This is a genomic window from Streptomyces sp. NPDC055962 (genome assembly GCF_042270185.1).
Lineage (GTDB): Bacteria > Actinomycetota > Actinomycetes > Streptomycetales > Streptomycetaceae > Streptomyces.
Map to the genome: position 1 here is coordinate 473,324 of NZ_JBHJYN010000003.1, position 18,239 is coordinate 491,562.

The 18,239-nt window shown below is 70.8% G+C and carries 15 protein-coding genes; 10 read left to right on the forward strand and 5 right to left on the reverse strand.

Annotated elements, in window-relative coordinates:
- Nucleotides 1-12: 12 nt before the first annotated feature.
- Both ACFC51_RS12645 and ACFC51_RS12650 read right to left on the reverse strand, forming a co-directional pair.
- Nucleotides 13-933 carry an AEC family transporter gene (locus tag ACFC51_RS12645; RefSeq protein WP_376528444.1) on the reverse strand — a complete coding sequence of 307 codons (921 nt, stop codon included), beginning with the start codon at nt 931-933 and terminating at the stop codon, nt 13-15.
- A 332-nt stretch (nt 934-1,265) separates the two neighbouring features.
- A complete protein-coding gene (locus ACFC51_RS12650) occupies nt 1,266-2,459 on the reverse strand; it encodes an Ig-like domain-containing protein (RefSeq protein WP_376528445.1) in 1,194 nt (397 codons plus the stop codon).
- Nucleotides 2,460-2,652: 193 nt separating this feature from the next.
- Between ACFC51_RS12650 and ACFC51_RS12655 the strand changes: the two genes are divergently transcribed.
- The 7 genes from ACFC51_RS12655 (at nt 2,653) to ACFC51_RS12685 (ending at nt 11,736) form a co-directional block, all read left to right on the forward strand.
- On the forward strand, nt 2,653-3,825 hold the full coding sequence (locus ACFC51_RS12655; RefSeq protein ID WP_376371628.1) for a lipid II:glycine glycyltransferase FemX: 1,173 nt from the start codon (nt 2,653-2,655) through the stop codon (nt 3,823-3,825).
- Nucleotides 3,826-3,905: 80 nt separating this feature from the next.
- Complete coding sequence (gene murJ / locus ACFC51_RS12660; protein WP_376528651.1) at nt 3,906-5,489, forward strand: murein biosynthesis integral membrane protein MurJ; 1,584 nt, start codon at nt 3,906-3,908, stop codon at nt 5,487-5,489.
- 45 nt (nt 5,490-5,534) lie between these two features.
- Nucleotides 5,535-6,218 carry a response regulator gene (locus ACFC51_RS12665; protein ID WP_376371625.1) on the forward strand — a complete coding sequence of 228 codons (684 nt, stop codon included), beginning with the start codon at nt 5,535-5,537 and terminating at the stop codon, nt 6,216-6,218.
- Nucleotides 6,215-7,735: an ATP-binding protein gene (locus ACFC51_RS12670; protein WP_376371622.1), complete on the forward strand. Its 1,521-nt coding sequence runs from the start codon at nt 6,215-6,217 to the stop codon at nt 7,733-7,735. Before ACFC51_RS12665 ends, ACFC51_RS12670 begins: the two co-directional genes overlap by 4 nt.
- On the forward strand, nt 7,732-8,358 hold the full coding sequence (locus tag ACFC51_RS12675; RefSeq protein WP_376528448.1) for a hypothetical protein: 627 nt from the start codon (nt 7,732-7,734) through the stop codon (nt 8,356-8,358). The genes ACFC51_RS12670 and ACFC51_RS12675 overlap by 4 nt, the downstream gene beginning before the upstream one ends.
- A 124-nt stretch (nt 8,359-8,482) precedes the next feature.
- On the forward strand, nt 8,483-8,995 hold the full coding sequence (locus ACFC51_RS12680) for a hypothetical protein (RefSeq protein ID WP_376371617.1): 513 nt from the start codon (nt 8,483-8,485) through the stop codon (nt 8,993-8,995).
- Between the two features lie 506 nt (nt 8,996-9,501).
- Entirely contained in the window at nt 9,502-11,736 is a 2,235-nt protein-coding gene (locus tag ACFC51_RS12685; RefSeq protein ID WP_376528450.1) for a hypothetical protein, read from the forward strand.
- Between the two features lie 728 nt (nt 11,737-12,464).
- Here ACFC51_RS12685 and ACFC51_RS12690 read toward each other — a convergent pair.
- Nucleotides 12,465-13,130: an SDR family NAD(P)-dependent oxidoreductase gene (locus ACFC51_RS12690; RefSeq protein ID WP_376371612.1), complete on the reverse strand. Its 666-nt coding sequence runs from the start codon at nt 13,128-13,130 to the stop codon at nt 12,465-12,467.
- Between the two features lie 81 nt (nt 13,131-13,211).
- Here ACFC51_RS12690 and ACFC51_RS12695 point away from each other — a divergent pair, with 81 nt between their 5' ends.
- Nucleotides 13,212-13,577 carry a MerR family transcriptional regulator gene (locus ACFC51_RS12695; protein WP_376371665.1) on the forward strand — a complete coding sequence of 122 codons (366 nt, stop codon included), beginning with the start codon at nt 13,212-13,214 and terminating at the stop codon, nt 13,575-13,577.
- Between the two features lie 398 nt (nt 13,578-13,975).
- Here ACFC51_RS12695 and ACFC51_RS12700 read toward each other — a convergent pair whose 3' ends face one another.
- Both ACFC51_RS12700 and ACFC51_RS12705 read right to left on the reverse strand, forming a co-directional pair.
- Complete coding sequence (locus ACFC51_RS12700) at nt 13,976-14,101, reverse strand: hypothetical protein (RefSeq protein WP_376528452.1); 126 nt, start codon at nt 14,099-14,101, stop codon at nt 13,976-13,978.
- A gap of 259 nt (nt 14,102-14,360) precedes the next feature.
- Nucleotides 14,361-15,275, reverse strand: a complete 915-nt coding sequence (locus tag ACFC51_RS12705; RefSeq protein WP_376528454.1) for a LysR family transcriptional regulator — start codon at nt 15,273-15,275, stop codon at nt 14,361-14,363.
- Nucleotides 15,276-15,345: 70 nt separating this feature from the next.
- Between ACFC51_RS12705 and ACFC51_RS12710 the strand changes: the two genes are divergently transcribed.
- A complete protein-coding gene (locus ACFC51_RS12710; RefSeq protein WP_376371604.1) occupies nt 15,346-16,281 on the forward strand; it encodes an NAD-dependent epimerase/dehydratase family protein in 936 nt (311 codons plus the stop codon).
- A gap of 417 nt (nt 16,282-16,698) precedes the next feature.
- Nucleotides 16,699-18,087, forward strand: a complete 1,389-nt coding sequence (locus tag ACFC51_RS12715) for an MFS transporter (protein WP_376528457.1) — start codon at nt 16,699-16,701, stop codon at nt 18,085-18,087.
- The last annotated feature ends 152 nt before the right edge of the window (nt 18,088-18,239 follow it).

Consider the following 18,239-nt stretch of genomic DNA (forward strand, 5'->3'; position numbering starts at 1 on the left):
GCCGGGCCCCGTTCATCCCAGGACGGCGGCGATGGAGATCAGGACCGGAACGGAGGCCATGGTGGACAGGAGTATGGACTCCCGGGCGAGTTGTTCGGCGACCCGGTACTGGCTGGCGTAGGTGAAGAGGTTCTGGGCGGCGGGCAGGGCCGAGATCACGACGACGTCGAGGAGAGCCGCGCCGCGCAGATGGAAGGCGCCCGCCCCCACGGCCACCGCGATGAGCGGCTGAACGGTCGTCTTGAGGGCCGCGGACAGGATGACGGCGGGCCGGTCGTCCCCGCGGGCGGGCATGCCGCTCCCGCGCAGCGAGATCCCGAAGGCCAGCAGTACGGCGGGGACGGACATGTTCCCGATGAGCGTGAGCGGTTCGAAGGCGGGCGCGGGGACGGTCCACCCGCCGGCCGCCACCGCGACGCCCGACAGCGAGCCGACGGCCATCGGGTTGCGGAGCGGCGTGGTCAGGCGCTGCCGGAGGGGGCGGGGCTCGCCGGGCCTGTTCAGGTCGAGGACGGTCAGGGCCAGCGGGGTGACGACGATCTGCTGGAAGAGCAGCACGGGGGCGACGAGCGAGGCGTCGCCCAGCACGTAGACGGCGATCGGGATGCCGAGGTTGCCGGCGTTGACGTAGCTGGAACACAGCGCGCCGATCGTGAGCCGTCCGGCACCCCAGCCTCTGAGGAGACCGACGGTGAGGAAGACGGCGGCTGTGGCGGCGGTGGCCGCCGCCGTGACCAGGAGACGCTCGGAGAAGATGACCGACAGGTCGGCTCGCGCCAGCGTGGTGAAGAGGAGCGCGGGGGTCGCCACGTTGAAGGCGAGCCGGGTGAGGACCGTGCGGCCGTCGTCCCCCAGGTGTCCGCGGCGGCCGAGGACGTAGCCGACGCCTATGACGACGGCGATCACCGCGAAGCCGGTGAGAACTCCCTGCATGGACTTCCTTGCTGATGAATCGTGTGCGTCCGGCCGTCGCGGGCCGGCCCCGGCCGCCGGCCCGCAGGGGCGACGCTCGCCGCCGCGCCGACCGGGGCCAGCTTACGATCATCGGCTCGGAGACGATGCAGCCGTCCAGGCCGTGAGGCCGTGGGCGTCCCTCCGCCTCCCCGGCGGCGGTCCTCCAGGACGTCCGGTCGTCAGCGCCCGTGTCCAGGAGCGTCCAGGATGTCGGACGCGGTGGACGCACGACCGTTCTCCCGGCTCCACCGCCGCAGGCCCGGCAGGCTGCCGCACGACGTGGCCGGCGCGGCGCAGTCATCGACCGCCACTCAGCGCAGCGCACTCATCGACCGCCACCGCTCCCACGACACGTTCCAGTCACCGAATCCGTTGCCCGGAGCGACGGTGCCCTTGGTGTCGCGGCCCTTGATCTCGAAAGGGTCGCCGGGGCGGACCCGGCCGTAGAGCCAGGCGGCGTCGGCGTCACTCATGCCGATACAGCCGGAGCTCATGTTGGCCCTGCCGAACCACCGTTGGTTCCACGGCGCGGCGTGCGCGTACATGCCGGACCAGGTGAGGCGCATCGAGTGGTCGACCATCTTGTCGTACGCGTCGCCGAGGCCCACGGTCTCCGAGTTCATGTTGATCGTGCCCTCCTTGGCCATCAGCACCGCGGTCCCCTTCCAGGACCGCTTGTCGCCGCCGGGTGTGCCACCGGAGACCGGTAGGGTGCGGACCGTCCTGCCGTCCCGTTCGAAGGTCAGCACCTTGCGGTCGAGGTCGACCTCGGTGATCTGGCGCGCGCCGACGGTGAAGGTCGTCGTGTAGTCGCGGACGAACCAGCCGCCGTCGCCGGAGTCGGTGCCCTTCAGTTCCGCGTCCAGGGTGACCTTCGTACCGGGCTTCCAGTACTCCCTGGGCCGCCAGTCGACCCGGTCCCGGCCCGACCAGTCCGTCATCCAGGCCCAGGAACCCTCGGTCCGCTGCGAGGTGGTGATCTTCAGCTGCCTCTCGACCTCGGCCCTGTCGGTGACGGGGTGGTCGAAGACGAGGGAGACCGGCTGGGCGACGCCGACCGTCGTTCCGGTGCCCGGCCTCCAGTCCACCTTGTTGACCTTGTCGGCCGCGCCCGTGGAGAAGACGGAGCGGTCCGAGCCCTTCGTACCGGCCTCGGTGGTGGTGGCGGCCGTCACGGTGTACGAGCTGCCCGGTGCGGTCTTCCGCCGGGAGGTCCAGCTCGCCCGGTCCGCGGAGAACGTTCCGGTCAGCGCGCGGCCGTCACCGTCGGCGACGGTGACCGAGGTGAGCGTGCCCCCCGTCGCTGTGACCTTCACCCTCCCGCCGGCGCGGGCCCCTCGGCCCTCGGGGGCCACGCTCACGCCCGCCGGGCGGTCGCGTGGCCCCGCCTCAGCATCGTGGCCGGTGGTCCGGGCCACCGCGTCGGGCCCGGGTCCCGGCGAGCAGGCGGCAAGAGGTGCCAGGAGCACCGCGACCGCCGCGATGCGCACACGTATATGGCTCAACTGAGCCTCCGTCCAGGGTCGTCAGGTGGATACGGCAGCGACTGTAGGACGGAGGAACCGCAGGTGAGCGGCGATGTGGCCATGTGACGGCGACCGTAGGGCAACGGTCGCCGTCCGGTCACATCCGGCCCGCGGAGCGGTCACGGACGGCTGTGAGCATCACCGGTATCCCGCTCGGAGAGAGGCGCACACCGTGTCAGCATTGCTCGTGACGGCCGGCCGCGGCCAGGAGATGTCACTGGGGACGGTCACCCCGGCCGTGTACCGCGCGTTCCTGGCGTCGGGCGAGGGGGCGGAGTTGGGGCCCGGTTTCCTGCAGTGCCCGTCCTGGGCGCAGGTCAAGGAGGGCTGGCGCGCGCAGCTCCTGGGCTGGGGGCCCGATCCGGAGTCCGGAAGGCTGACCGGTGCGGCTCTCGTCCTGCTGCGCCCCCTGCCGGGCACACGCAAGTACTTCGCCTACCTCCCGGAGGGTCCGGTCGTCGACTGGGCGGATCCCGGCATCGACGGCTGGCTCCGGCCGCTGCTGCGGCATCTGCGTGCGGCGGGCGCCTTCGCCGTACGGATAGGGCCCTCGCCGGCGTACCGCCGCTGGAGCGCGAACCGGGTCAAGTCGGGGACGGGACCGGGCCGGAGGCTTCCGGACGTCCTCGCGAGCCAGGTCGATCCCTTGGGCGCAGCGGTCGCGGAACGGCTGCGTGCCCGGGGATGGCAGAGGTGCGGGGGCGAGGAGGACGGCGACGCGCAGCCGCGCCACGTCTTCCAGGTGCCGCTCGCCGGGCGCGGACCGGACGACCTGTGGGCCGGGCTCAGCCAGGAATGGCGGCGCAACATCCGCCGTGCCGAGAAGTCGGGGGTCGAGGTCGTGACCGGTGGCGCGGCGGACCTGCCCGAGTTCTACCGGCTGCTGCGCGTCACCGAGGAGCGCGACGGCTTCCGGCTCGGCAGATCGCTGGAGTACTACGAGCGCCAGTACGCGGCGCTCAACGCGGAGGAGCCCGGCCGGATGAGGCTCTGGCTCGCCCGCCACGACGGCGAGGTCCTGGCCGCACACACCATGGTGCATGTCGGCCGCCGGGTCTGGTACCAGACGGGTGCCTCCGCCGGCCACCGCCGTGAGGTGCGCCCCTCCAACCTGCTGCAGTGGCGCATGCTGCTCGGCGCCCAGGCACTGGGCGCCGACGTCTACGACATGCGCGGGGTACCCTCGACCCTCGATCCCGACGACCGTTCCCACGGGCTCCTGCGCTGGAAACTCGGCACCGGAGGTGACGTCGTCGAGACGCTGGGGGAATGGGAGAGACCGTTGGACGGCACGGCCAACCACGCGCTGCACCGCGCGTTCCAGGCGTACTTGGCACGCCGGTGAGCGCGCCTGTCACCACGGCGCAGGCGTCCGACGGGACGTCGCCCTCCCGCACACCGTCGGTCCTGCGCAGCGGGGCGATCATGGCTGCCGGGTCGGTCGTCTCCCGGGCGACCGGGTTCCTGCGGTCCGCCGTGGTGGCCGCCGCACTCGGACTCGGACTGACCGCGGACGGATACGCCGTCGGCAACTCCGTGCCCACCATCGTCTACATGCTGCTCCTCGGCGGCGCCCTCAACGCCGTCTTCGTGCCCGAACTCGTCAAGGCAGCCAAGCAGCACGAGGACGGCGGGGCGGCCTACACCGACCGGCTGCTCACCGTCTGCGTGCTCGCTCTGCTGGTGATCACCGGCGCGGCGGTGTGGGCCGCGCCCGCGATCGTCGGCGCGTACACCGACTACACGGGCGGGCAGGCGTCCATGACGGTCGCCTTCGCGCGCTACTGCCTGCCGCAGATCTTCTTCCTCGGGCTGTTCACCCTGCTCGGCCAAGTGCTCAACGCACGGGGCCGGTTCGGGGCGATGATGTGGACCCCCGTCCTCAACAACGTCGTGGTCGTCGCCGTCTTCGGGCTCTACCTCGCGTCCGGCGACGGCGGGTCCCTCACCGCCGCCGAGACCGCGCTGCTCGGCTGGGGCACGACCGCGGGCATCGCCGTCCAGGCCCTGGCGCTGGTGCCCGCGCTCCGTGCGGCCCGCTTCGGCTTCCGTCCCCGCTTCGACTGGCGGGGCAGCGGGCTCACCCGGCCGTTGCGGTCGGCCGGCTGGCTGGTCCTGCTGGTGCTCACCAACCAGGCGGCCTACTGGGTCACGACCCGGCTGGCAACGTCGGCGGGCCGGCACGCGCAGGCCGCGGGCATCGACGGGGGCGCGGGATTCAGCGCGTACAACAACGCCTATCTGCTGTGGGCCGTGCCGCACGGCATCGTCACGGTGTCCCTGGTCACCGCGCTGATTCCCCGGATGAGCGCGGCGGCCGCCGACGGGGACACGACAGGAGTGCGGCGCGACCTCTCGTACGCCCTGCGCACCAGTTCGGCAGCGGTCGTGCCCGCGGCGTGCGCCCTGTTCGCCCTGGCCCAACCCGTGATGGCGCTCGTCTTCGGGTACGGCGAGACCGACGCGGAGGACATCGCGGTCATGGCGGGCACCCTGATGGCGTTCGCCCCGGGGCTGATCGCCTTCTCGGGGCAGTACGTCCTCAGCCGCACGTTCTACGCCCTGTCCGACACCCGGACCCCCTTCCTCCTCAACCTGGTGATCGCCGGGCTGAACGCGGGCCTGTCCGTGAGTTTCTACGCGCTGCTCCCGGCGCGCTGGGCGGTGACCGGCATCGCCGGGGCGTACTCCCTGGCGCTGTTCGCCGGGTGGGCCGTCACCGCCTCCGTGCTGAACCGCAGGCTGACGCCGCGGGACGCACGGGCGCCCGCCCTGTGGCGCTCCGCCACCGCCGCCGCGCAGGCACGGCTGTTGACGGCCGCCGTCCCCGCGGCTCTGGTCGGCCACGTCACCGCGCACTGGGCGGCCCCCGGCGGAGCGGCAGCGGCCACCGCGGTGGGAGCGGTCTCCCTCTGCGCCGTCTTCCTGCTCCTGGCCCGCCCCCTGCGGCTGGCCGGGATCACCTCGCTGGTCGGCGGCGCGGCCACGCGTATTCGCCGCAGGCCCTGACCGCCTCACCCCGACCCGTCTCCGGCTTCCAGGGATGTTCTGCCCATGCCCCGTGTCCTCCTGATCGAAGACGACCCCTCCGTACGCGAAGGGGTCGAGCTCGGACTGCGCCGCCGCGGCCACGAGGTGCGGACCGCGGCCACCGGCGAGGCCGGGCTCGTCGCCCTCGGCGAGTTCCGGCCCGACCTGCTCCTGCTGGATCTGATGCTCCCGGGCATGAACGGGGTGCAGGTCTGCCGTCAGGTGCGGGAGGACAGCCAGTTGCCGATCATCATGCTCACCGCCCGCGGGGACGACTTCGACGTCGTCGTCGGTCTGGAGGCAGGGGCCGACGACTACATCGTCAAGCCCGCCCGCACCGAGGTCATCGAGGCCCGCATCCGTGCCGTGCTGCGCAGGATCGAGACGCCGGGCGGCGGTCGGCCCGCTGTGGAGTTCCACGGGGATCTCGCCCTCGACCGCGCCGGGCTGGCCGTCACGAAGCGAGGGGACCGCGTCGCGCTCGCCCCGTCCGAGATGAAGCTGCTCCTCCACCTGTCCGCCGCGCCCGAGCAGGTGTTCAGCCGTCAGCAACTGCTGGAGCACGTGTGGGAACACAGCTACCACGGCGACGCGCGCCTCGTGGACGCCTGCGTGCGACGCCTGCGCAACAAGATCGAGGACGTACCGGGCACCCCCCGCTACATCCAGACCCTGCGGGGCTTCGGCTACCGCTTCGGGCCTCTGTGAGCGGCGCCCGCCGGCCCCGCGCCGTCACCCGTGCTCCGCGCACCGGCCGTCCCCGCCGGGCCGCGCCCTTCGGCCTGCGTACCCGCCTCGTCCTGGCGTTCCTCCTGGTCGCCGCGGTCAGCGCCGGTACGACCGCCGCGCTCACCTACCGCGAGGCGCGCAACGCCGTCCTCGCCGGGGCCCAGGACACGGCGGTGACGTCCTTCCGCGAGCAGGCCGAGACGCTCGCGCCCGAACTGCCGGTGGCCCCCGACATGCTCCGGGAGTCGCTGTTCGTCATCGCCGCCAAGGCGAAACCGCACCCTTGGATCGTCTTCGCCGAGTACGGGTCGCTGCGCGTGTCCTCGGGGACCAGCCCCACCTCCTCGGTGGTCACCCCTGAGCTCCGCCGCATCACCCTCTCCTCACCGCACGGCGGCTTCCAGCGGGTGGTCAGCGGCGGGATCCCCTATCTCACGATCGGCATGCCGGTCGTCACCAGGACCAGCGCCGGGGGCAGCAGCGTGCCCACCGGTCTCCTCCTGTTCGCGGTGATGAGAATGACGGACGAGCAGAACGACGTCGACGCCCTGCTGACCGCGGCCCGCAACGGAGCGCTGCCGGCCCTCGCCATCGCCCTCGTACCCGCGCTGTTCGCGGCGCGCAGCGTACTGCGCCCGGTGCGCGCCCTGAACACGGCGGCCCGCTCCATGGGCACCGGCCGGCTCGACACCCGGATCGAGGTCCGGGGGTCGGACGAACTCGCGGACCTGGCCAGTACGTTCAACGAGTCCGCCGGCCTGCTGGAACACTCCGTCGACGCGCTCCAGCAGGCCGAGGCACGTGCCCGCCGGTTCGCCTCCGACGTCTCGCACGAACTGCGGACCCCTCTCGCCGGGATGCTGGCGGTGACCGAGGTGCTCGACGAGGACGCCGACGGCCTCGACCCCGACACCGCGCGTGCGGTGCGGCTGATCAGTGCGGAGACCGGCAAGCTCGCCGTGCTCGTCGAGGACCTGATGGAGATCTCCCGCTTCGACGCCCGCGCCGCAGAGCTGAACACCGACGAGGTCGACGCCGCGGAAACCGTCCGCAAGACCCTCGGCCACCGGCACTGGGAGGATCGCGTCCGCACCGAACTGCGCGACGGCATCCGGATCCGCCTCGACCCGCGCCGGTTCGACCTCGTCGTCGCCAACCTGGTCGGCAACGCCCTGCGGCACGGCGGCGGGTCCGTCACCGTGCGGCTCGACAGAGGCAGGGACGCGGACGGGGCGGACGTGCTGATCACCGAGGTCACCGACGAGGGACCGGGCATCCGGCCCGAGGTGCTGCCGCACATCTTCGACCGGTTCTACAAGGCGGACGCCGCCCGTGGCCGCTCCGCGGGCAGCGGTCTCGGGCTCGCGATCACCCAGGAGAACGTGCGGTTGCACGGAGGTACCGTACGGGCTGCCAACGGGCCGCGCGGCGGCGCGGTGTTCACGGTCGAGCTGCCGCTGCGCAGCGGCCCCGGACCGGAGGAGGCCCCGGTATGAGGACGTCTCTCCGCGCGGCCGCCGGGGTGGCCGCCCTGACGGTGCTGACCGCGTGCGGCATCCAGGAGACGGATGTCATCGGGGCGAGCGGGCCCGCCACCATAGACGTGCTCCCCGCCCGGCAGGTCCGTATGCTGCTCTTCTTCCTCTCCCCCGACGGCACCGTGGTACCGGTGCCCCGGATCGTGGGCGCCGAGGGCGGGGGTGCGAGCTTCGGCGACGAGTACGGCCTCCCGGACGGGAAGAAGGCAGGCACCGCGGACCCCACTTCGCGGCCGCCGACCGAGAAGACCGTCGCCGCACTGGTGTCGGGCCCCCTGAAGGCGGAGAGCCGGGCCGGCCTGCGCAACGATCCGTCGCTGAGCGCCCTGACCGCAGTCACCCGCCTCTCACGCACCGGGGACACGGCCGACCTCGTCGTGCCGGTCCCGCTGAGCGGCCTGGCCGAGCCGGCACGACGTCAGCTCGTCTGCACCATCGCGTACGCCGAGAGCCCGGACGGCACCGTCGGGGTGACGCTGCGGGGCACGGACGGCGCCCTGGCTCCCGAACGCTGCGCACCCTGGCCGACGGCGGCACGGACGGCGACGCCACGGACGCCGGCCGGCGGGGGTCAGGACTGACTGACGGCCACAGGCCGTCGTGACCGGCCGGGAGGGGCCGCCGCGGGGCCGGTGACGCACCCCGGGTACTGTCTGCTCGTCCGAAACGAGCCCTTGACCAGGGGCTGTGCGCGGGAGGGGCGTCATGGGCGGCGGAGGACCGGTCGACAGTGGCTGGAAGCTGAGCGGCGAACAGGGCGGGAGGCTCGCGGGCAGGTGGTGGACGTGGGCCCTGTCCGCGCCCGAGGGGCGCAGCCCGGTCGAGGACACGACGGGCGAGCACGCAGCCTGGAACCAGCCCGACGACCTGTGGTTCCTGGCGGGGACCTACGGCGGCCGGGTCGTACGCCGTTGCCCTGTTCCCTCGGACCGGCCGGTGTTCTTCCCCGTGCTCAACATGCAGCACACCCGCTCGTACTCGAGGGTGCCCCTGTCCATGCCGGTGGCCCAGGCCACCGCGTCACTCAACGGGATGCCCCTGCCGCTGGAGGAGTTCAGCGCGCCGTTCAGGACAGGACTGACGCAACGCTACGCGTGGGGCGTCTGGGGCAGCGTGGCCCCCCTGCTGCCCGGCGAGTACGTCCTGGAGATCAAGGCCGCCGCCACGAACGGCTTCCGGGTCGACACGACGTACCACCTGGAGTCGAAGCCCTTCTGACTCCGGGCGGCGCGGCCCGCGCCTCCTCGTAGCGCCTGCACGCACACCGGCCGGCCGAACTGTGGTGTCCCGCCGCATACGCCCCCGACCTGCCCCTTCCTACCGTATGGCGACACGGAAACGTCCCCGCCAACTGTCCGGAAGTGGTACACATGGCCGCCCCCGCAACCGCTCCACCGCCGCCGTCCGGCCTCCGCCGCATCGTCGGCACCACCGTGGAGTGGTACGACAACTCATCCGATCAGATCTACGACCTGGTGTTTTCCCGTCTTTGACCCTCGAAAGTCAGCACCGGACCAGCACCGGAAGATCTCGTGCTGGGTGGGGAACAGGGGCACGCCTACCCGGAGCCACCCCTCATGCGTCATCGACCGCGGTGTCCTTGGCCGCCTGCTTGTCGATAGGCGGCGGAAGCCCGGTACGCCGAGGTGCTGCCGGTGAGGGGCGCGGTGATCTGCGAGCCTTAGGCTTTCGTCAGGGGATGCGTAGGTGAAGTTTGGGGGAACGTGGTGGAGACCGTGCAGCTGTCGCCGTGGAGTGCACAGTTGGTTGCCATCGGTTTTGAGCGGCTTGCCCAGGGCGTGCCTGCTGTGCTGAGTAGCTCGCTGATCGCCGGCGAGCTGGCCTTCAGTGCGCCGGAGGGCTTGCAGAGCGTGTGCGAGCCGTCGTGGGAGCTACTGGCCGCGCGCGCCGGAGAGCTTCTCGCTGATGGACCGTTGTTCTTGGTGCCGACATGGGAGCGAAGGGCGGACCCGGACAGGCGCCGTGCAACCGATCCCGACTCCTACTACGTCGAGGTCATGACCTCCTGCCGCCCGCCTTCACCCGACGCCGTGATGGCGGTGCTGCTTCCGGCGCAGGCGTGGGTCTCCGACCGACCCTGGGCGGCCGAGATGCGCGCGAAGGTGGCCGAGCACTGGGACACCCTGCTCGCGGTCTACATGTCGGGCACGCTGACGCATCTGCATGCGAATGTGGAATCGGCGGTCGTCTTCCTACGGGCGCGAGCGCAGACCAGGCCGGTGCTGAAGGTCTTCCAGGTGCCGCGCCCCCGCCCTGACGAGGCAGCTGTCGTCAAGGACTTCGAGCGGCTGCTGGCCCGTCAGGGCGGCAGGGGAGAGCACGGCTATGTGCTGCGGGAGCCGCCCGGCCCGGAACAGGGCCTGTACTTCGACCGCTTCGACCCGCACGTCCTCCGACGCCGCGAGGATCTGGCCGGCTTCGGAGCCGTCAACGCCCTCGGTGACATCTTCACGTTCCATCTCGCCCCCTTCAGCGACACAGCCCTGAGGAAGGGCACGCAGCTGACGTCACCGAAGGATCCCGGCGGGGTGCGCGTGGTCCGGCCGCGGGACATCGGCCGGGACGGCACGATCGCCCCGCCGTCGGAGGAAACCCTGTGGGCGACCATCCCGGCAGAGCAACAACTCGCTGCGGGGGACCTGGTGGTCCGCCGCCTGATCGCCCCGATTACGGTGCCCCCACACGGCTTCTTCAGCGCCGAGATAGGTGAAGAAGACCTTCCCGCCGCCGCGTCCGAACAAGTAGTGGTCCTGCGGCCCATCAAGCCGCTCTCTCGGCCGCAGGCCCGCTTGATCACCATGTTCCTACGCACCCCGCTCGCCCTGACCCTGGCCGGGCCGCGGCTGGCCACCACCACCATGGAAGCGCTGTCCGCGCTGCCTGTCCCGCAACCCGATGAGGCACTGACCAAGGCCCTCGACGAACTGACGTCCGCCAAACAGCAGTTCAAACGGTGGGGAGAGGAGGCGGACTCGGTGATCGAATCCGTCTTCCTGGAGAAGACCGCGGCCCGGGCCCGCGCCCGCGTCATCGACTCCGGCCGCGCCGTGAGGCTGCGTGTCGAAGCAGCCTCACTGCTTGACGACCTCGGCCACAGCGTCCGCACCCGCTTCCCCTACCCCATCGCCTACCGCTGGCGCGAGAGTGAAGCCCTCATCAGTGCTGGTGACGCCCAGGCCGCCTACGCCGCGATCCTGGACACCGCCGAGCAACTGCTGTGCTACGTCGCCCAGCTCGTCCTCGCCCTCACCCACGCGAGACAGATCTCCCTGGGAGCAGTGACGGCGATCCGGGACAAGCTCGCCGGCGGGCGCAGCGGCCCCGGCTTCGGCGACTGGGCCAACGTACTCAACGAGGCCGCGACCAGCCGACAGCTCAACAACCTCCCCGAAGCCCACCCCCTGAACGACATCCGGACACTGCTGGCACATGCGGACGCCGAGAACGCCCGCCAAGCCCTGAGCGAGCGCCGCAATGACCAGGCCCACCTGCGGCGTGTCGACCCGATCGATCTGCCCCACGCCATCGATGTCGCCTTCGCGGACCTGACCCGCTTGGTCGAAAGTGCCCGCTTTCTGGCCGACCTGCCCCTGCTGGAGGTCACCGACGTCCGCTGGGACGCCTTCGCCCGCAGCGCCCGCGTGGAATACCGGGAACTGGCCGGAGACCACCCCGTCGTCCCGACCCGGACCATGACCTCACCCAGCAACGACCTGGAGACGGGCAGCCTCTACCTCCGCGGCACCGACGGCTCGTTGCACCTACTGCGCCCGTTCTTGATCGGCCGGGACTGTCCGACATGTCGCACCTGGTCCACCTTCCACGCTGACCGCGTCCCCAGGGGTGCCGTTGTCTTCAAGAGCCTCGAGCACGGGCACACGTGGGAAGACACGTCCCCCGGCGCCCGCCGCCTGCTGAGCCAGGTCGGCCTGGTGTGAGACCACAGCCCTGGCAGACTTCGGCTGCGAGGGCCACGCCCCCACACACCCGTCCCAGATCAACCGACGGTGATGGGCTGGAACCGAAAGGGAGAGCGCACGCCACGCATGTCCAGTGTCGCGCCGGACACTGGACATGCGTGACTGCGGCGGTGAGACAGGGGAACGACATGAGCGACGATGCTGTCCAGCGTGAGCGGCGTATCCGCTTCGCCTTGAGCATTCTCGGCGAGAGCAACAGCCGTCGGCCAGGATCGACTTCATCGCGACGACGGAGCACACCCGGTCGCGGCCCGGGGTATCCGGGGGCATCTGGCCGCCGATGACTTCCTGGTCCTTCTCGGTGAAGAGGTGACCACGAAGACCGGGCACTGGCTCGCGCTCGGCCTCGATCCCGAAGAGGTCGCCGACTGGAACCACCAGGTCAGGGATGGGGTGGTGGACAAGTGCCTGGCACAGGTCCACCGAGCAGGGGGCCTGTGCGTTGCCGCGCATCCGCACGCGCCCTACCCCGGGCGACTTCATGTTCCCCTTCCTGGGCTTCGACGTGGTGGAGGTGTGGAACGGGCCGTGGGCCTCGGACCGGCCCTGGAACGTTGACAACGAGCGGCCCTAGCCGAATGGGGGCGGAGCCTTGCGGCGGATCTCCGCACGGGATCGTGGCGGCCGGCGGTGGGCAACAGCGACACCCGCTCCCAGGCCGTACGCGGCACGAGGCGGGGCTCGTCTCAGAGTTCCGACGAAGTCCCGGAGTACAGCACCTCCTGGGTCCACAGGTGGCGCGGCTGCGTATGGAGCCGCCAGTAGTGCTCCGCGATGGTGTCGGGGTCGAAGTCGGTGCCGGGCGACACCGGGCCGTCCACTGTGACGGCAGCCATATGCACTCCGGCCGGTGCGTATTGCTGGTCGAGCAGTGTGATCAGCGTCCGAAGACCCGACTTGCCCAGGGAGAGGCTCACGTACTGCGGCTTGGGTTCGGGCATGCCGCCCGTGACGAGAAAGGTGCCGCTCCCGCGGGCCGCCATGGCCGGCGCGAGGCGCGCTGCCGCGTTCACGGCACCGATGACGTTGACCGCCCATGCGTCCAGGTGCTCACGCACCGACAACTCGCCCAGTTCGTCCGCTCGTACAAGAGCGGCGTTGTACACGGCGACCTGCGGAACGCCCTGCCTGTCGACGGCCTGCTCGAGAGCCGCGTCCAGCTCGGCCCGGTCAGCGCTGTCGGCCCGCACCGTCAGAACGGGAACACCGTGGGAAGCCACCGACTCGGCCACGTCGCGCAGATTCTGCTCACGCCGGGAGATCAACGTGATCGGCAGGCCCTCCCGTGCGAACCGATGGGCGACTGCCCGGCCGATCCCCGGTCCCACCCCTATGATCACCGCACCTGACATGGCTTCACTCCTCCGCTTCCTGACCAGCGATACTGAAGGACGGTAAGGCGTCACATCGGTGTGAAGGTCAAGGGGAAGCAGATGCGCATCGGCGACCTCGCCCGCGAGACGGGTGTGAGCAGGAGGCTGCTGCGCTACTACGAGGAGCAGGGACTCCTCCAGCCGGCCCGGCTGGGCAACGGCTACCGGGACTACGCCGAGACGGATGTCGCCAGGGTGAACCACGTCCGGGCGCTGCTTGCCGCCGGGCTCTCCACCATGGTCATCGCCAAGGTTGTGCACTGTGTCCACGACAAGGACGACCTCACGTTGCCCGCCGAGTGCCCGGCCTTCGTCGGGGTGATACGGGACGAACGTGACCGTGTCACCGAGGCGATTGCCCAGCTGGAGAGTTCGAGGGCGATCCTGGACACCATCCTCGAGACGGCAACCCGAGACGGAACCTGAGACGGGAAACGCCGGTGCGCGGGTGGCGGGCGGTGAGGTCCGTGGCCGAGAACGCGCCGTCGTGGATGCGCAGGCACGGACACCATCCCGGAAGGGTCGTGCTGGCCCCGCAGTTCGCCGGTCAGGACCTCCAGGGCGACCTCGGACGCCATGAGCTCTTCGGCCAGGGTGGGGTCGATGCCGCGGCCGAGCGCTTGTGCTCGTGCGCGACCAGGGCCGCCGCAAGCCCGCAGTTTCCGCGCGAGCGTGACGGCCTTGTCCAGCTCGGGCCGCTTCACGATCCGGGTGGAGTCTTCACATGCGGGTCACGCCGGCCTCGGCGCAGAGTCGAAGGGACGTCGAGGCACTGCCGGGCGGTGGAGACGCGGGCGTAGCCGAGGCGGACATGTCCGGTCGGTTCAGCGCAAGCAAGCCCGCTGGAGCTCCACCCAGGCCGTGCCGGGCCTGCGAACGGGCGAGGTGGGGACGTTGAGAGTCCTGGCGAGCTGGAACACCAGGCGGAAGCGGACGGTGTGGTACTGCACGACGACCTTTCCCTTATCGGTCCGGCACGGCGAGCCGGCCGGGGCAGCGCAGGACGACATCGGGCAGGCGCGCGCCTCAACGATCACGTTCGAGTCGGCGGTCACGCCGGAATCGCCTCATGAAGGTGCTTCATCCGCCCCGCCATGTGCACCAACTCATGAAACCGCACGTCGCCACCTCCATTGCGCCGTCGTCTCACGGACGACCACCTATGAAACGACGGAGCCACGGAGTTGGGTCGACCGAAGCGAAGCGGGTTCAGCACCGCTGCTGGTGCTGCTGCATCGCCTGCGCGCGAAGAGCTTCGACCAGCGTCGTGACATGGGGGCGGTCCCGGCCGCCGATCGCGGCGACTCCGATGTATCGGATCGGCCCCGGCATTTTGATCGGGATGGCGCGAAGGCCTGGGATTTCCGGGGTGAGGGCGATGGAGGGGATCAACGAGATCCCCAGACCTGCGGCAACGAGCGAGCGGGCGAAGAAGTAGTCGGTGGTGGTACCGCGAACCTCTGGTGTGAATCCCGCCCCCTCGGCAAAGCGACGCAGGTAGGACTCGGTCTTCAGACATCCGAGCACCCAGGGCTCAGCCGCTAGCTCGGTGAGGTCGAGCACGTCCCGGTCAGCGAGACGATGTCCGTCCGGCAGGACGACGTGCAGGGGGTCTTTCATGATCGGGGTCCATTCGAGGCTGGAGCCGCCGCCTGGCCCAACGGGCAGCGGGCCGTCGAAGTGATAGGCGAGTGCGACGTCCACGGCGCCCTGTCGGACAAGGGGCAGGGTGTCCTCGGGTTCGCCCTCCCTGACGTGGAGCACGATGCGGGGCTGAACAGGCACCAGCCGGGTGAGGGCGCCGGGCAGCAGGAGCCGGCCGCCGCTGGTGAAGGTGGCGACGGTGAGCTGTACGTGGCCGGTGTTGAGCTGGTCGACCTGCTGTTGGGCGTGTTCGAGCTCGGCTGCGACGGACTCGGCGGCGGCGACCATGATCTGCCCAGCCGGGGTGAGCGTCACGCCGCGGGTGCTGCGGGCGACGACCTGGGCGCCCAGGCTGCGTTCCAGGACGGCTACGTGCTGGGAGACTGCCGAGGGTGTGAGGTGCAAGGCGGCAGCCGCCCGGTTGAAGCTGCCCTGCTCTGCCACTGCCCGCAGAATGCGGAGCCGCTGCACATCGATCAACAGTTCTCCTTAATGCGTATCCAGCAAGCCAGCACTTCTTCTGATGACCGTAGACGTCCAGAGTGGGGGCATGCAACGGATCTGCGTCATCGGCGGAAGCCGGTACTTCGGAAAGCTCCTGGTCACACGGCTGCAGACAGCCGGCCATCAGGTCACTGTGATCAACCGCGGCTCCACTCAGCCGCCCGCCGGCGTCGAGCACCTCGTCGTCGACCGCAACGACGAGGCGGCCCTGACGGCCGCACTCGGCTCCCGCACCTTCGACGTCGTGGTGGATCAGGTCTGCTACACGCCCGTGCATGCCGCCATCGCCGCCCGCGCCTTCGCCGGCCGTACCCGGCGCTACGTCATGACGTCCACGATTGAGGTCTACGACCCGGCGACCGCCGCACTGCCGTCGACCCCGACGGGCACGCCGGTGCCGGAAGACACCGTGGACCCAGCCACCTGGCAGGTGCCCATGGACCTGCCCTGGCACGACGACGCATACCTGGAGGCCCACTACGCCGAAGGCAAGCGCCAGGCGGAGGCCGTCTTTACGCAGGAAAGCGCGTTCGCCTTCGCCAGTGTCCGCAGCGCCCACGTACTCGGCGGTGGTGCGCAGGAGTTCACCGGCCGGCTCACGTACTACGCCGAGCGCATTACCCGCGGCGAAGAGATCCATGTGCACGCACACGCGCTGCCCACGGTCTTCATCCATTACGAAGAGCTGGCCGACCTGCTTCTGTGGGCAGCCACAGAGGACTTCACCGGCCCTCTCAATGCCTGCTCCGACGGTCCGCTTGGCGTACGCGACGTCGCCACGATCGTCGCAGCGCAGGCCGGACGGACCCCTGTCTACCGGACCGTCCCCACAGGTGGGCAGGCGTCGCCGTTCTCGTTCGACCGCCACTACGCCATGAGCAACGCCCGCGCGAAGGAGCTGGGCTTCACCTTCTCCCGCACCACCGACTGGCTGCCTGGCGCCGTCGCCGAGGCCCTCGCCACCGAACCGCCCACCGCCTGAAGAACAGGGTCAGCATGCAACACCTCGCCGAGGCGGCCGACTCCGGACACCCGGGCTCACGCGAGGGAACCGCGCGTCGCAGGACGCGGTCCGAACGCATCCGACCCAGCGCCTGCACCGGCCGGTCCTGCAGAAGGAAGGCCGGACGGGGACCTACCCCCAGCACTCCTGTTCCGCAGACGATGCCGTACGCAGTGGCAGCCGGCATCGCCATCATCACCCTGAACCACGCGTCCCGGACGGCACTCGTCTCGAGCGCGACGGCTCCCCTGAACCGCCGTCCCGCGAGTCGGCATGGTGGCTGCACGCATAGCCGACCCTCGAACTATGTCCCCCCACCACATGTGCCCCTGACCTGCGGATTCCTACGGTGTGGCAACACGCAAACGTCCCCGTCACAGCCAGGAAGTGGTGCCGATGTCGTCGCCCGCAACCGCCCCGCCGGCCCCGAACAGCCTCAAGCGCGTCGTCGCCGCGTCCCTCGTCGGCACCACGATCGAGTGGTACGACTTCTTCCTCTACGGCTCCGCCGCCGCGCTGGTCTTCAACAAGCTGTTCTTCCCGGAGTCCGACCCGCTCGTCGGCACCCTCCTCTCCTTCCTCACCTACGCCGTCGGCTTCGCCGCACGCCCTGTCGGAGCCCTGGTCTTCGGGCACTACGGGGACCGGCTCGGCCGCAAGAAGCTGCTGGTGCTGAGCCTGTTGATGATGGGCGGAGCGACGTTCGCCATCGGACTCCTCCCGACGCACGCCACCATCGGATCCGCTGCGCCCGTCCTGCTCACCGTCCTCCGGCTGGTACAGGGCTTCGCGCTCGGCGGCGAGTGGGGCGGTGCCGTGCTGCTCGTGTCGGAGCACGGTGACGCGAAACGACGGGGGTTCTGGGCGTCCTGGCCCCAGACGGGTGCGCCCGCCGGGCAGTTGCTCGCGACCGGCGTGCTCTCCGCCCTCACCGCGCTCATGTCGGATGCGGCGTTCGGGGCGTGGGGGTGGCGGATCCCCTTCCTGCTCTCCGGGGTCCTCGTGCTCCTGGGCCTGTGGATTCGTCTCTCTGTCGATGAATCGCCCGTCTTCAAGGCGGCTCTGGCCCAGGCCGAGCAGCGCAAGGCCACCGACGCGCAGGCCGAGAAGATGCCGCTGGTCGCCGTCCTGCGGCACCACTGGCGCGATGTCCTGATCGCCATGGGCGCGCGGATGGCCGAGAACATCAGCTACTACGTGATCACCGCGTTCATCCTCGTGTACGCGACGACGTCGGCGGACCTGAGCAAGCAGACGGCTCTGAACGCCGTACTCATCGCGTCCGCGGTGCACTTCGCCGTGATCCCGCTGTGGGGTGCGCTCTCCGACCGGGTGGGCCGCAGGCCCGTCTACCTGGTCGGCGCCGTCGGTGTGGCGCTGTGGATGTTCCCGTTCTTCGCGCTGATCGACACCAGCAGCTTCGGAAGCCTGCTGCTGGCCGTCACCGTCGGGCTGATCTTCCACGGCGCCATGTACGCGCCGCAGGCGGCCTTCTTCGCGGAGATGTTCGCGACGCGGATGCGCTACTCGGGGGCGTCGATAGGCGCGCAGTTCTCCTCGGTCGCGGCCGGCGCCCCCGCGCCGCTCATCGCCACGGCGCTGCTCGCCGACTTCGGCAGCTCGACGCCGATCTCGCTGTACGTGATCGCCGCCGCGCTCCTGACCGTGCTGGCGATCGTCTGCGCGAAGGAGACCCGGAGCCGGGACCTCGCGGGCATCGAGCCGGACACCGGCCGGCAGGCCGTGGACCCCGCGACGCTGCCCGCCGACGCCCGGAGCGTCTGACCCTCCGCCCCGGCGGGCCGGGGTCCGGCTCCCGGCCCGCCCGCCTCGCGCGACGGGGACGTGCCTCGGCAACAGGGTGCTCCGTGGACGGGCGTGCACGCGGCCCGCGCCCCGGGGCACCGGGGCGTTCACGTCACCCCACGGCCGGGCCC

Coding starts and splice junctions, on each gene's coding strand:
- murJ (WP_376528651.1), top strand. CDS start 3,906: ATGGCTGCCGGGTCGGTCGTCTCCCGGGCGACCGGGTTCCTGCGGTCC.
- ACFC51_RS12695 (WP_376371665.1), top strand. CDS start 13,212: ATGCGCATCGGCGACCTCGCCCGCGAGACGGGTGTGAGCAGGAGGCTG.
- ACFC51_RS12680 (WP_376371617.1), top strand. CDS start 8,483: ATGGGCGGCGGAGGACCGGTCGACAGTGGCTGGAAGCTGAGCGGCGAA.
- ACFC51_RS12710 (WP_376371604.1), top strand. CDS start 15,346: ATGCAACGGATCTGCGTCATCGGCGGAAGCCGGTACTTCGGAAAGCTC.
- ACFC51_RS12645 (WP_376528444.1), bottom strand. CDS start 933: ATGCAGGGAGTTCTCACCGGCTTCGCGGTGATCGCCGTCGTCATAGGC.
- ACFC51_RS12675 (WP_376528448.1), top strand. CDS start 7,732: ATGAGGACGTCTCTCCGCGCGGCCGCCGGGGTGGCCGCCCTGACGGTG.
- ACFC51_RS12715 (WP_376528457.1), top strand. CDS start 16,699: ATGTCGTCGCCCGCAACCGCCCCGCCGGCCCCGAACAGCCTCAAGCGC.
- ACFC51_RS12690 (WP_376371612.1), bottom strand. CDS start 13,130: ATGTCAGGTGCGGTGATCATAGGGGTGGGACCGGGGATCGGCCGGGCA.
- ACFC51_RS12665 (WP_376371625.1), top strand. CDS start 5,535: ATGCCCCGTGTCCTCCTGATCGAAGACGACCCCTCCGTACGCGAAGGG.